12 protein-coding genes are annotated in these 14,697 nt (G+C 31.6%); 3 read left to right on the top strand and 9 right to left on the bottom strand.

What is annotated here, in order from left to right; genetic code table 11:
* Window positions 1-50: 50 nt before the first annotated feature.
* Window positions 51-680 carry a hypothetical protein gene (locus NH341_RS15055; protein WP_253057446.1) on the top strand — a complete coding sequence of 210 codons (630 nt, stop codon included), beginning with the start codon at window positions 51-53 and terminating at the stop codon, window positions 678-680.
* Between the two features lie 52 nt (window positions 681-732).
* On the opposite strand, the gene obgE is transcribed toward NH341_RS15055, so the two are convergent.
* From obgE to secDF, 3 genes are all read right to left on the bottom strand, one after another.
* Window positions 733-1,722: a GTPase ObgE gene (obgE, locus tag NH341_RS15050; protein WP_073184416.1), complete on the bottom strand. Its 990-nt coding sequence runs from the start codon at window positions 1,720-1,722 to the stop codon at window positions 733-735.
* Window positions 1,723-1,794: 72 nt separating this feature from the next.
* On the bottom strand, window positions 1,795-2,913 hold the full coding sequence (locus tag NH341_RS15045) for an adenylate kinase (RefSeq protein WP_082118684.1): 1,119 nt from the start codon (window positions 2,911-2,913) through the stop codon (window positions 1,795-1,797).
* An 87-nt stretch (window positions 2,914-3,000) separates the two neighbouring features.
* Entirely contained in the window at window positions 3,001-5,976 is a 2,976-nt protein-coding gene (secDF, locus tag NH341_RS15040; protein ID WP_253057444.1) for a protein translocase subunit SecDF, read from the bottom strand.
* A 208-nt stretch (window positions 5,977-6,184) separates the two neighbouring features.
* Between secDF and NH341_RS15035 the strand changes: the two genes are divergently transcribed.
* The gene (locus NH341_RS15035) at window positions 6,185-7,861 is read left to right on the top strand and encodes a formate--tetrahydrofolate ligase (protein WP_073184419.1); all 1,677 of its coding nucleotides are present in this window, start codon (window positions 6,185-6,187) and stop codon (window positions 7,859-7,861) included.
* Window positions 7,862-7,990: 129 nt separating this feature from the next.
* Here NH341_RS15035 and NH341_RS15030 read toward each other — a convergent pair whose 3' ends face one another.
* The 6 genes from NH341_RS15030 to thrS form a co-directional block, all read right to left on the bottom strand.
* On the bottom strand, window positions 7,991-9,031 hold the full coding sequence (locus NH341_RS15030; RefSeq protein ID WP_253057442.1) for a hypothetical protein: 1,041 nt from the start codon (window positions 9,029-9,031) through the stop codon (window positions 7,991-7,993).
* Between the two features lie 153 nt (window positions 9,032-9,184).
* A complete protein-coding gene (locus tag NH341_RS15025) occupies window positions 9,185-9,769 on the bottom strand; it encodes a hypothetical protein (protein ID WP_047790516.1) in 585 nt (194 codons plus the stop codon).
* A 95-nt stretch (window positions 9,770-9,864) separates the two neighbouring features.
* Window positions 9,865-10,209: a 50S ribosomal protein L20 gene (gene rplT / locus NH341_RS15020; protein WP_028891166.1), complete on the bottom strand. Its 345-nt coding sequence runs from the start codon at window positions 10,207-10,209 to the stop codon at window positions 9,865-9,867.
* Between the two features lie 93 nt (window positions 10,210-10,302).
* Window positions 10,303-10,500: a 50S ribosomal protein L35 gene (rpmI, locus tag NH341_RS15015; RefSeq protein ID WP_047790515.1), complete on the bottom strand. Its 198-nt coding sequence runs from the start codon at window positions 10,498-10,500 to the stop codon at window positions 10,303-10,305.
* Between the two features lie 44 nt (window positions 10,501-10,544).
* Window positions 10,545-11,063, bottom strand: a complete 519-nt coding sequence (gene infC / locus NH341_RS15010; protein ID WP_262706669.1) for a translation initiation factor IF-3 — start codon at window positions 11,061-11,063, stop codon at window positions 10,545-10,547.
* 73 nt (window positions 11,064-11,136) lie between these two features.
* Complete coding sequence (gene thrS, locus NH341_RS15005) at window positions 11,137-13,083, bottom strand: threonine--tRNA ligase (RefSeq protein WP_159615660.1); 1,947 nt, start codon at window positions 13,081-13,083, stop codon at window positions 11,137-11,139.
* Window positions 13,084-13,279: 196 nt separating this feature from the next.
* Between thrS and NH341_RS15000 the strand changes: the two genes are divergently transcribed.
* On the top strand, window positions 13,280-14,563 hold the full coding sequence (locus NH341_RS15000) for an ATP-binding protein (protein ID WP_253057440.1): 1,284 nt from the start codon (window positions 13,280-13,282) through the stop codon (window positions 14,561-14,563).
* The last annotated feature ends 134 nt before the right edge of the window (window positions 14,564-14,697 follow it).

Raw genomic sequence — 14,697 nt, 5'->3', positions numbered from 1 at the left:
TAAGCACTCTTAGAATTTATTTTAAGGGTGTTTTTTTATGCAAATTTATAATGAATAAAGTAACCATATTATTAATAGCCATTTTACTAGTAACTTGTAAAACAAGTGCTATAAAAAATGAAGACATAGTTCTAGAATTAACTAAAGAAGAACAGTTAAATAAATTATATCAAGAAAAAATAAAACCTCTGTTTAGTTCATATATTGATATAAAAATACCTAATGAATTTAGGATAGATAAGAATGACAACTCTATTAATGCTGGAGCAGCAGATAATTATATTGAAGTAAGTCAGGGATTAGTAGATTATGATAAAGATTATATAAAAGTTTATGTACTATCTCACGAGATAGGTCACATCGTAACACTTAATCAAGCAAAAAAGTTTAAATTTGGTTTACAAATACCTTCTGGGATTGAAACAAATGATTATAAAAAAGCAGAGTATTTAGCAGATTTAATTGCGATACATTTAATGCTAACCCAAGAGAAAACTTTAGGAGAAGAATTAAAACAGAATTTAGAAGTAGTTCAATCTTTATTAGGGCCAGAAATATTTACACATCCAAGTGCTGTAGATAGAGTAGAACTAATGAATTTGTATATTGAAAAAAGCTCTAAAGAAGATCCTAACGTAGCTTTTAAAGAAATTTTTGAAAAGGTATGGAATATGGATTAAAACAAAAGCGCCCCATAGGGCGCTTTTGTTACTTTCTTATTAACTCAATTCCTTAATTCAACATTTGCCACAATTTATCCTTGAGCTCCATTAAGCCTTGTTGAGCTACAGATGAAATAAATAACGCTTCAATTCCTTCTGGTAATTCTTGTTTAATTTCTTCTTTCAATTCGTCGTCTAGCATATCTGATTTTGATATAGCTAATAAACGGTCTTTATCCAATAATTCAGGATTGTGTTTGCGAAGCTCATTCAATAAAATTTCATACTCCTTTTTTATATCCTCGCTATCAGCAGGAATTAAAAAGAGTAGGGTAGAGTTACGTTCTATATGACGTAAAAAGTGATGCCCTAAACCTTTTCCTTCAGCAGCTCCTTCAATAATCCCAGGAATATCTGCCATTACAAAACTTTGATGATTACGATATTCCACAATACCTAAATTAGGTTTTAGGGTTGTAAATGCATAATCAGCAATTTTAGGTTTGGCGGCGGTAATAACAGATAATAAAGTTGATTTTCCTGCATTAGGGAAACCAACTAAACCAACATCAGCTAAAATTTTTAATTCAATACGATACCAACCTTCTTGTCCGTCAATACCTGGCTGTGCATAACGAGGAGTTTGATTGGTTGATGACTTAAAATGCCAGTTACCACGACCACCTTTACCACCTTCTAATAAGATGATTTCTTGTTCGTCTTCAATAACTTCATGTAAAATTTCGTCAGTATCAGCATCACGGATAATAGTTCCTAATGGAACAGGAATGATAACATCAGCACCATCATGTCCAGTACTTCTACTGCTACTACCATCACCACCGTGTTCAGCTCTAAAATGACGTTTAAATTTTAAATGGAAAAGTGTCCACATATTTTTATCGCCACGTAATATAATGTGACCACCTCGACCACCGTCACCACCATCAGGTCCACCTTTCGCAATGTATTTTTCGCGATGTAAGTGTGCAGATCCACGACCACCTTTACCTGATGATGCGTAGATTTTAATATAGTCGACAAAATTTCCTTCAGTCATTGTTCGTTGTTTATTTGTTGAATTGTTAAAAAGCGATAATTGTTATTACTTTAACAATTAAACAAGTGTTTGTTATAGTGTATCAAAAACGTCTGATAAACGTTGTGTAATTTCTTCAATAGAGCCAACTCCGTTTACTCCGTAGTAGTTGTTTTGTGTTTGGTAATAGTCTTTTAAAACAGCTGTTTTAGTATTGTATTCATTAAAACGATTACGGATTTTACTTTCATCCATATCATCAGAACGACCACTAGTTTTTCCTCTTTCTAAGATACGTTCAACTAATAAGTCTTCTGGCACTTCTAAAGCAACCATTCCGTTAATACGTTCACCTTTTTCAGCTAAAAAAGTATCTAAAGCTTTTGCTTGAGATTCTGTACGAGGAAATCCATCAAAAATAAATCCTGCAGAATCTGCATTTTTGTTAACCTCTTCTTTCAACATATTAATGGTAACTTCATCAGGAACTAAATCTCCAGCATCAATATATGTTTTTGCTAATAATCCTAATTCAGTTTTATTTTTAATATTAAATCGGAATACATCTCCTGTTGAAATGTGTACTAAATTGTATTTTTCTTTTAAAACTTCTGCTTGAGTACCTTTTCCTGCACCTGGAGGACCGAATAATACGATGTTTTTCATTTTTGGTGGTGTTGTTAATTGATAAATAGCAGGCAAGTTTCTACCATAACCTTTGTAATCTAATCCGTAACCTACAATAAATTTATCTTCAATACTTTTTCCAATATAATTTATATGTAGCTCTTTACGATAGACATCAGGTTTGTAAAAAAGTGTTACTATTTTTAGTTCTTTTAATTTTTTTGTTTTAAAGATTTCATAAATCTCTTGAAGGGTTGTGCCAGTATCAATAATATCTTCTAAAATAATAACGGTACGACCAGATAAATCTTCATTAAGACCAATTAAGCTCTTTACATTTTCTGTTGAAGAAGTGCCTTGGTAAGAAGACAATTTAACAAAACTAATTTCACAGTTTCCTTTATATTCACGTAAAAAATCGGCAGTAAAAACAAAGCACCCGTTTAAAATTCCTATGAAAATAGGAACTTCATCAGAAGGTAAATCTTTTCTTACTTGCTCAGCTAACGAGCTAACAATATTAGAAATTTCATCAGCTGAAATGAATTCTTTAAAATATAAATCGTGGAGTTTTGTAATTTTCATCAGACTGCAAAGATAGTTGCTTGATATTAAATGAAAAAACCGTTTTGAAGTTTATTCAAAACGGTTTTATGTATGTTTTTATTTAAGTTATTTGTTTTCTTCTTTTTTAGAAACGTCAAACATAATTGGCGTTGCAACAAATAAAGAAGAGTAAGTACCTACTACTACACCTACGATTAATGCGAACATAAATCCTTTAATACTGTCCCCTCCAAAGAAGAAGATAGCTAACATTACAAGTAATGTTGTTAAAGAGGTGTTGATAGTTCTTCCTAATGTACTGTTTAATGCTTTGTTTACTAAACTAGCAGTAACAGAGTTTTTGCCTTCTGTAAACTCTCTAATTCTATCAAAAATTACCACAGTATCATTTAATGAGTATCCTACTACTGTTAAAATTGCTGCGATGAATGATTGACCAATTTCCATATCAAATGGCATGAATTTGTATAGTAAAGAGAATACACCCAATACTACTAACACATCATGAAAAACAGCTACTACTGCACCAATAGAGTATGCCATTTTTCTAAAACGTAATAAGATGTATAAGAAAACTACGATTAACGATCCTAAAACTGCCCATAAAGCTGATTGCTTAATATCATCTGCAATAGTAGGTTCTACCTTAATGTAGCTCATAATTCCGTTTCCTGCTTTTTCAAAACCAGGTTTAAAGTTTTCATAAGAAGTGTCTCCTAAGTATGGTTTTAATCCTTGATATAAAGCGTTTTGAACTTGTTCATCTACATTAGTACCTTCTTCATCAATTTTGAAGGCAGTAGTAATTTTTAATTGGTGATCAGAACCAAAAGTTTTTACTTCTGGAGCTGTACCAAATACTTCTTTCAGCTGCTCTGATACCTCATTACCTTTCATGGCTTCGTCAAAACGTACCACATAAGAACGTCCTCCTTTAAAGTCTACCCCTTGCTTTAAACCTACAGTAAAAATAGAAGCTAAGCCTACTACGATAAAGAATCCTGAAATTATATAAGCTATCTTACGCTTTTGTAAGAATTCAATATTAATATTTTTAAACCAGTTTTTAGAGAAACCAGTATTAAAAGGTAACTTAGTTCCTTTTTCAACAGCACCGTCAATAAATAAACGAGTAATGAATACAGCTGTAAATAAAGAAGTAGCAATACCTATCATCAGTGTTAAAGCAAAACCTTTAATTGGTCCTGTACCGAAAGTGTATAAAATAATACCAGTTAATAAAGTAGTAATGTTAGCATCAATAATTGCAGATAACGCTCCTTTAATACTAAATCCTTCATCTACTGATTCACCTAAGTTTTTTCCTCCGTTTAAGGCTTCTTTAATTCTTTCAAAAATAATTACGTTTGCATCTACTGACATACCTATGGTTAAGATAATACCAGCAATACCAGGTAAGGTTAATACTGAATTGAATGAAGCTAAAATTCCAAAAATAAATAAGATGTTAACTACTAAAGCAATGTTAGCATAAATACCAGCTCTACCGTAGTATAAGAACATCCAAACTAACACTAAAATAATAGCTAACCCGAATGACCACATACTTGCATCAATAGATTCTTTACCTAATGATGGTCCAACTACTTCAGCTTGAATAATACGAGCAGGAGCAGGTAGTTTACCAGCTTTTAAAATGGTTGCAATATCTTGCGCTTCGTTGACGGTCATAGAACCACCAGAAATAGAAGAGCTGCTACCTAATTGTTGATTAATAACTGGTGCAGTATAAACATAGTCATCTAACACAATAGCAACGAATTTACCAATGTTTTCTCCTGTTAGCTTGGACCATTTTTTGGTTCCTACTGCGTTCATCATCATAGAAACTATTGGTTTACTAACTTGGTCGTATTCTTGTTTTGCATCAGCAATCACATCCCCTTCAATAGGAGCTTGATCTTTTCTGTTAGATTTAATAGCATATAAACCAATAAGCCTAGTTCCATCAACACCAGCTTGAGACTTATAGTCCCATAAAAACTTTGTGTATTTTAAGTTGTTAGGTAATAAAGCTCTTACCTCCTTGTTCTGTAAGAAACTATTTACTTTCGCAGTATCTTGAACTCTAGCTTGTGCAACTAACGAGCTTACTTGTTGTGGACTCTGAGCTACATTAGGGTATAAGTAAGTAAATAAGTTCTTTTGAGTTTCAACTTTTGTAGAATCAGCAGATTCACCCAATAAATCATCAATATCATTGTCTGCCTTAGCAGTATCTTTCACTTGTTCAGTTGCAGAATCATCTTTTAACATTTCAGCAACTTTAGCGTTTGCTGTAAAGAAAAAGTTTTGAACATCTGCATTCGTGTGTACTCCCCAAAACTGTAATTCAGCAGTACTTTGTAATAGTTTTTCTACACGATCAATATCTTTAGCACCTGGTAATTCTACTTGAATTCTACCAGAGTTTCCAATACGTTGAATGTTCGGTTGTACAACTCCAAATTTATCAATACGGCTACGTAATACTTCAAAAGCAGTGTTGATAGAAGTGTTTATTTCTTCTTGTAAAGTCGATTTAACCTGCTCGTTTGTTTTGTTGAAGTCTATTTTATCACGTAAAGCCTTTGTTCCAAAAATGCTAGGGTCACTTAATTTAATACTACCATTACTTAATTTTTCGAACTCGTTGTAGAATAAATCTAAGTAATTCTCTTGGCTATCTTTTTGAGCTTCATCAGCATTCGTTAATGCTTGCTTAAAAGTTGTGTTTTGAGAATCGTCAGACAATCCGATTAAGATATCTTTTACTGATACCTGTAAAATTGCGTTAATACCCCCTTTTAAATCAAGACCAAGGTTCATCTCCTTGTTTCTGATATCATTGTAAGAGTACTTTGCAAATCCTAAATTTACTATCTCTTTGTTAGCTACGCTATCTAAGTATTTTCGTTCATATCTTGCTAGAGCTCTACCGTTGTTATCACTAACATTAGCTTTAGCATATTGTTTCGCACTATCTTCTACCTTATTGGCAAAGAATGTAAACGATAACTGATAAATACTCACTAGACCAAAAAGTATAGCAAATAATTTAATTAATCCTTTGTTTTGCATTGTAAATAATTTAAATCGACTTTATTTTAAAAACGTGCAAATATAGCGTTTCGTTAAAAGAAAAGCCAATTCTTTTATCATATTTATGTGATTAGATAATAAATAGGGAATATTTGCTAACAAATGTCAGTTTTTAGGGGGATTATATTACGTATATTTACCTATTTTTTAGCAAAATAAATAACTTAAAAATTTTAAATAATTCGCCATGGCGCATTTAACAGATATCGAAATTGCTCAAGCAAAAGAATTACAACATATTAAACATATAGCAAGTAAATTAAAAATTAAAGAAGATGATTTAGAAATGTATGGGAAATACAAAGCCAAATTACCTTTAAGTTTAATAAACGAAGAGAAAGTAAAAGAAAATAACTTAGTGTTGGTAACAGCACTAACACCTACGCCAGCAGGTGAAGGAAAAACAACTGTTTCTATAGGTTTAACAGAAGGATTAAATAAAATAGAAAAACAGGCAACTGTAGTATTGAGAGAACCATCATTAGGACCTGTTTTTGGAATTAAAGGAGGGGCAGCTGGAGGTGGACATTCGCAAGTTGTACCAATGGAGGATATAAACTTACATTTTACTGGAGATTTCAACGCTATAGAGAAAGCAAATAATTTACTGTCAGCTTTAATAGATAACAATTTACAGAGCAGCACTGATAATTTAAATATCGATCCTCGTACGATTTTATGGAAACGCGTGATTGATATGAACGATCGTTCGTTACGTCAAATTACAATTGGTTTAGGAGGAACGGCAAATGGAATACCACGCGAAGATGGATTCAACATTACACCAGCATCAGAAGTAATGGCTATTCTTTGTATGGCAACTTCTTTTGATGATTTAAAAGAACGCTTAGGGAGTATTTTTATTGGGTTCACTTTTGATAAAAAGCCAGTTTTTGCACGTGATTTAAAAGCACAAGATGCAATGGCTATTTTGTTAAAAGATGCAGTAAAACCAAATTTAGTACAAACCTTAGAAGAAAATCCGGCAATTATTCATGGTGGACCTTTTGCAAATATAGCACAAGGTACTAATACAATTATTGCAACTAAAATGGGGTTGTCGTTATCAAATTATGTAGTAACAGAAGCTGGTTTTGGAGCTGATTTAGGAGCAGAAAAGTTTCTAAATATAAAATCACAATATGCAGGGTTAAATCCTAAATGTGTGGTTCTAGTTGCTACTATTAGAGCATTGCGCCACCATGGAGGATCATCAAAAGAAGAATACAATAGCCCAAGATTAGAGCGTGTACAAAACGGATTTAAAAACCTAGAAAAGCATATAGAGAATATTAGAAAATTTAATATTGAACCTGTAGTAGCTATCAATTCTTTTATTTCAGACACTGAGGAAGAAGTTAATTATGTGATTGATGCTTGTGCTAGTTTAGGTGTACAAGCAGTTGTTTCAGAAGGATGGGCAAAAGGAGGTGAAGGAACTAAAAAATTAGCTGAGGCTGTTGTTGATGTAGTTGAAAACAAAGCTACCCAATACAAACCGTTGTACGATTGGAAAAGTCCTGTAAAAGAAAAAATAGAAAAGATTGCCAAAGAAATTTATGGAGCAGATGCTGTAACCTATGATAAAAAAGCTGAGTTAAACTTGCGAAGAATTGATCGTTTAGGTTTTAATGACTTTGCTGTTTGTATGGCAAAAACTCAAAAGTCATTTTCAGATAATGATAAGTTAATTGGAAGACCAGAGGGGTTTACAGTAAATGTTAGAGAAATAGAAATAGCAGCAGGAGCACAATTTATAATTCCAATTTTAGGAAAAATGATGCGTATGCCTGGGTTACCCGCAACTCCAGCATCAGAAAATATGACAATAGATAACAAAGGGCTAATTTCTGGTTTGTCATAGGTGTTTTTTACGTTTATAACTTAAATGTGTTTTCATGTTAAAAGAGAGCCAAGTTTTAAAAAGTAATAATAGTTATTAATAAATAAGTCCCGAGTTTGTTTATCACTCGGGACTTAATTTATTAAAAGATTATTCGACAATAAGATTATTTAATTTTATGTTTTTTAGAGCCTGTAAACTCCCCTCTATAGAGTTTAAATCCCCTTTTAAATTATATTTTTTACCTTTTATATTAACAAGTATACCAATGCTGTTAATCTTACCTTCTTTGATTGTTTGGTAAATTTGATAAGTAACACCCTTGTTTTTAAAAGCTAAGGTGTCTTTTGTTTTATTGAGTCTGAAATTGTAATCTCCTCCCATCAATTCAATAGGGAATGAGAATTCTACAGTTCCATCAGGTTTAATCAAAGCGTAATTAAGAGCTAATCCATTCATGCTAAATAGAACAGCCCGTTTCTTGTTTTTAATAAGATTAAATGATAATATTTTAGAAAGCCCATCATATTTTAAATCTAGTGTTTTAGTGGTTTTGGTATTTTTTTTATTTCCGTTCCATTCTGTTATAGTAGTCGAATAAAAAGGAGTAAAAGCAGCATTTTCTTCTACAATTAAAATAGGAGTAGGTATATTGTTTACTACTTTAAAAGTTGAATATTGATGCCAGCAACAACCACTTTTAGTAATGGTATGAATGGTTTTTGTTTTATCATCCGTTTGAAACATACCACAATATTCTTGTGCTAATCGAGTAAACTCAGGGCTAAATGTTAGTTTGTTGTTAATTTCTAGATAAATTTTAAAAGACGGTCCATGATAGCAGCTAAACTGTCCATCCATGATAGCTAAGTCTTTAACACCATCGAAATTAAAGTCTTTATAAATTAAAATACTTTGTTTTCCATATGGAATGTTTAATATACTTGTTTTAACAACTCCAGTGGTTTCTAACTCAAAAGTTAATTCATCAGAGTGTATTTCTATAATTTTTGTACTTGTTTTAGATTCGTAAACAGCAATACTTCCTTTTTTGAAAATTTCATTTTCATAACCTTTTTCAATAACCAAGAGTCCTTTATATCTTTCTGAAAAACCTATGATCTCGTAATGAGTTTGACCAAATATCTTTAGGAAAGTAAATATAAACAGTAGCGTAAAATTCTTTTTCATGAAGTAAACTATTGGGATGTTAATTCTAAATGATGTTCCATAAAACAAAAAATATATTAAGAATGAAGGAAAATAAATATAAAAAAGAAATCCTTTGGTTACTGGATAATTAACCAAAGGATTGTTTTATTTTATAATAAAAATATTTTTATGTTAATTCACACCACGTTGTTTGTTAATTTCGTCTTGTAATTGTCTACGTAATTTTTGTTCTTTTTCAATGGTCTTTTTTTTGTATTGTTCAAATTCCTCTTCAGTTTCAGTTAATAAACTTTTTGTTTCTTTAGTAACTACATTACTGTTATTAAACCTGTATATGAAGAAAGCTAAGGCAGCAAGTAAAACAAAAATAATACCCCATACTATAGAGTTGTAGGTGGATTTGTTTAAAGGAATTCCAACAAAAGAAATAGCATCTTCCTTATCAATAGAAGTAACTAAATCTTTGTTTAGTGTATCTATCTTAGTTTGTAATTCAACAATACTTTTTTGTTGTTCATCTATTTTTACCTGTTTAGCAGCAGCATCTGTTTTAATAACCTTTATACTGTCTAAAATACTATTTTGTAGTCTTAAGTATTCATTTTTTTTTACGACCTTATAAATTTGGTAGTTGTTTGATTTCTTATAAAGTTCTTTAAACTGGTTTTCAACCGTATTAGGTTGGTCAGGAGAACTGGTTTGAGCTATAATACTTTGAGATAAAATAAAGATGAATACTATTTTTAAAAATTTCATGATACTGATATTTTAGTTCAATTGATGAATACATATGGTTTAAAAAAACCCAAACGTTAAGGTTTGGGTTTTTAGTATAAGCAAGGTTATGAAACTTATTTTACTTTTTCTACAATGGCCTTAAAAGCTTCTGGATTGTTCATAGCTAAATCAGCTAAAACCTTACGGTTTAATTCGATATTATTAGCTTTAACTTTACCCATAAACTGTGAGTAAGACATTCCGAACTGACGAGCTCCAGCGTTGATACGTTGAATCCATAAAGAACGGAAGTTTCTCTTATTGTTTTTACGGTCACGGTATGCATAAAGCATTCCTTTTTCAACCGCATTCTTTGCTACTGTGTAAACGTTTTTACGACGTCCAAAGTAACCTTTTGCTTGCTTCAAGATTTTTTTTCTTCTATTTCTTGAAGCTACTGAATTTACTGATCTTGGCATAATTCAAATGTGTTTTTGTAGTAGGCGACTTACTTAAAAGTTCTTTAATGAGCCCAACTCCATGGTTAATAATTAAATTCCCTGTGCTAACAATTATTTTAAAACTAATTGTTGCTTAATGTTTGCTTCATCAGACTTATGTACTAATGTAGCATGTGTTAATGCAAGCTTACGTTTTTTAGACTTCTTTGTTAAAATGTGGCTTTTAAACGCGTGCTTTCTTTTGATTTTTCCAGTACCAGTTAACTTGAAACGTTTCTTAGCACTAGATTTTGTTTTAATTTTAGGCATCTTTGTTTTTTAGTTTTATCTTGCTTATATTATTGTTCTATGTATTATTTGCTCTTTTTAGGGGCAATAAACATAATCATACGTTTTCCTTCTAGTTTCGGCATTTGTTCTACCTTACCGTATTCTTCTAATTCTTGAGCTAATTTTAATAGTAAAATTTGTCCTTGTTCTTTAAATACAATCGAACGCCCTTTGAAGAATACAAAAGCTTTTAATTTAGCTCCATCTTGTAAGAACTTAATCGCATGCTTCTTTTTGAATTCGTAATCATGTTCGTCAGTTTGAGGTCCGAAACGAATTTCCTTAACGGTAACTTTAGTAGCCTTAGCTTTTAAGGCTTTCTCACGTTTCTTTTGCTCATATAAGAACTTTTTGTAATCAATAACTTTACAAACAGGAGGAACAGCTTTAGGTGAAATTTCAACTAAATCTAATTCTAACTCTCGTGCAATCTCTTTAGCTTTAGCTAATGGATATACACCTACTTCCACGTTATCGCCTACAAGACGAACTTCATCAACATGTCTAATTTTTTCATTAATTCTATGTTGATCTTCTTTAATTACTCTCGCGGGTCTTCTACCGCCTTTTCTTCTAATTGCTATGACTTATAAATTTTAAATTACTATCTATTTTTTAACTACCAAAAGGAACTAATGTCTTACTAACTTCTTTTTGTATTAGAGAAATAAACTCCTCTATAGTAAATGTTCCTAAATCACCTTCACCATGTTTTCTTACAGATACTGTGCCATCTTTTTCTTCTTGTTCACCAACAATAACCATAAAAGGTATTTTGCTAACTTCGGCATCACGTATCTTTCTTCCTGTCTTCTCGTTACGGTTATCAACGAGGGCGCGAATTTCGGAATTTTCTAACAAAGTTAAAACTTTTTCGGTATATTTTTGATATTTCTCGCTGATTGGCAGTACAATAACTTGCTCTGGGGTTAGCCAAAGAGGGAAATTACCACCTGTGTGCTCCAATAAAACAGCAATAAAACGCTCCATAGAACCAAATGGAGCACGGTGAATCATTACTGGGCGGTGTAATTGATTGTCAGCACCTTTGTAATGTAAATCAAAACGTTCAGGTAGGTTGTAATCGACTTGAATAGTACCTAATTGCCAACTTCTACCTAAAGCATCTTTTACCATAAAGTCTAACTTGGGACCATAAAAAGCAGCTTCACCTTCTTCAACAACATAATCTAACCCTTTGTCTTTTGCCGCATTAATGATTGCTTGCTCAGCTTTTTCCCAGTTTTCAACTGAACCAATATATTTATCAAGGTTCTCCATGTCTCTAATAGATACCTGAGCAGTAAAATCTTCAAAACCTAAAGACCCGAACACGTATAGTACTAAATCAATTACATTTTTAAACTCTTCATCTAATTGTTCAGGTGTACAGAATATGTGTGCATCATCTTGAGTAAAACCACGAACACGAGTTAAACCATGTAACTCACCACTCTGTTCATATCTATATACAGTACCAAATTCAGCAAAACGTTTAGGTAAATCTTTATATGAATAAGGTTTGTGATTGTACACCTCACAGTGATGTGGACAGTTCATAGGTTTTAGCAAAAACTCCTCGTCTTCTTTTGGAGTAGTAATAGGTTGAAAACTATCTTCACCATATTTAGCATAGTGACCAGAGGTAACATATAATTCTTTCTGACCAATATGTGGTGTCATGACCATTTCGTACCCTGCTTTCTTTTGAGCAGCTTTTAAGAAATCTTCTAAACGACCACGTAAAGCAGCGCCTTTAGGTAACCATAAAGGTAAACCTTGTCCTACTTTTTGAGAAAAAGTAAAAAGTTCTAGCTCTTTACCAAGTTTTCTATGGTCACGCTTTTTAGCTTCTTCAAGTAGTTCTAAATATTGTTTTAACTCTTTTTGTTTAGGGAAAGAAATTCCATAGACACGAGTTAACTGGTTGTTCTTTTCGTCACCGCGCCAATAAGCACCAGCAACATTCATAATTTTTACTGCTTTAATAATTCCTGTGTTCGGAATATGTCCTCCACGGCATAAGTCAGTAAAATCACTGTGATCACAAAAAGTAATATCACCATCTTCTAAACCTTCAATAAGTTCTACCTTATATTGGTTGTTTTGTGCTTTATAGTAGGCTAAAGCATCAGCTTTAGAAATAGAGCGCATTTTAAACTCAGCTTTTTCCCGAGCACGCTCTAAAAATTTCTTTTCTATTTTATCAAAGTCTTTTTCAGAAATAGTATCTTCTCCAAAATCAACATCATAATAAAAACCATTCTCAATAGCAGGTCCAATAGTTAATTTTGCATTTGGATAAAAATCTTGAATAGCTTGTGCTAATACGTGAGCAGAGGAATGCCAAAAAGCTTTCTTTCCTGCTGCGTCATTAAAGGTATATAAAACTAACGAGCCGTCTGTGGTAAGTGGGGTGGTGGTTTCAATGGTGTCTCCTTCAAAACTTGCAGAAATAACATTTCTAGCTAAACCTTCACTAATACTTTTAGCAACATCCATTGGAGTGCTGTTCTTTTCAAATTCTTTGACGCTCCCGTCAGGTAATGTAATTTTAATCATTATATATATGTGTTATGTATAATTTCCTTACAAGTGGAAATTTTGAATCGCAAAGATATTGTAAAAGCATTTTGTAAGCAATATATAATAATTAAAGATTATAAGATTAATTTTATAAGCACAATAATTTTAGAGAGCTAATGTTTTTTAAAATGAAATAATTACTTTTAGTTTTTTTAGCGTTTGTTTTTTAGATATGTTTTTTGATTTTTTTAAAAATAAAGGTAAGCTTGAACCATTTGAAATAAAAAATAGTAGTGCAGTCTTACTCTCAATGGCTCCTGGGTTGTATGTTTATTCTGTTTTAATTTTTTATTTTAATAAAAAAGCAATAGAACTCCCTGGTTTAAGAGAAACCTTCGCTGTTGTTTTTTTTATAGCAGGAATAATACCTCTTGTGAAAAAGGAGTGGGCTGAAAAATACTATGGCTATGTAGTTTTTTTAGTGCTATTTTTATTTCAACATTACCTTATATATACAACAAAGGTAAATGATTTTTCAATAGATTATTTGTTAGGAACTTTTATTGTGATGTTTGGAGCTATACTAATTTTAAACAATAGAGGTTTTATAATGATTTTTAGTGTTTTCCAGTTATTGCATTTAACTTATTGGGGTTTCACATCAAATATAAATATTGTATTAGAATCTGCTATATTAATATCCACTTCTACTATTTTTATTTTTTCAACAATTATTTTAAATGGTCATGTAAGATATCGAAAACAATTACAAGAAATAAATTTGTCATTAGAAAATAGAGTAAAAGAAAGAACAAAAGACTTAGAAATTAGAGCAAAAGAATTGTCAGAAAAGAACGAAGATTTAGAAGAGTTTGCCTATGTAGTATCACATGACTTAAAAACCCCTTTAGGGAATTTACATGCTTTGTCAGAATGGATGTTGGAGAGTAATGTAAATGATTCAGGAAAAAATGAACACATCAATATGCTTCGAATGATGAAAGATCAAGTAGAGCAGATAGATTTATTAATTAATGGTATCCTTGATTATTCCTTAAAAGGGAATGAAATGGAGGTAAAGAAAGAAATAAAAGTAAATAATATTGTAGAGCAAATAATAGAATTGAATTCCGTTCCTAATTGTATTATAGAAATAAAGAATAAACTACCAATAATAGAGTATAATGAAACTGAGATAATCCAAGTGTTTGAAAACTTAATAGAGAACGCGATTAAACACAACGATAAAGAATATATATGTATAGAAATAGGAAGTAAAGAAGAAGATAAAGAATATGTTTTTTATGTAAAAGACAATGGTCCGGGGATAGAACAAAAAAATCATAAAAAAATTTTTAATCTTTTTCAAAAGCTAGAAGAAACATCTTCTTTTCAATCTATAGGGCTGGGGTTGGCTTTGGTTAAGAAGATATTGAAGAGAAGAGGGGGACGTATATGGTTGAATAACGAAGAGGGGCAAGGAACTATATTTTACTTTTCGGTCATGAAAAAATAAAGGACGTGGGTGTAACTAATTATATAATAACGTATTAATAAATATTTTAAAAAAAAGGTTTAAAAAGTGCTTGTTAAGTGGGAAAAGGTATCTATATTTGCACCCGCTAAGGGAAAAACGCAAGTGTTTTAAAG

It is taken from the genome of Tenacibaculum sp. XPcli2-G (genome assembly GCF_024124505.1).
GTDB classification, from domain to species: domain Bacteria; phylum Bacteroidota; class Bacteroidia; order Flavobacteriales; family Flavobacteriaceae; genus Polaribacter; species Polaribacter mesophilus.
The sequence above is the reverse complement of the archived record's forward strand: the minus strand, read 5'-3'. Positions and strand labels throughout refer to the sequence as shown.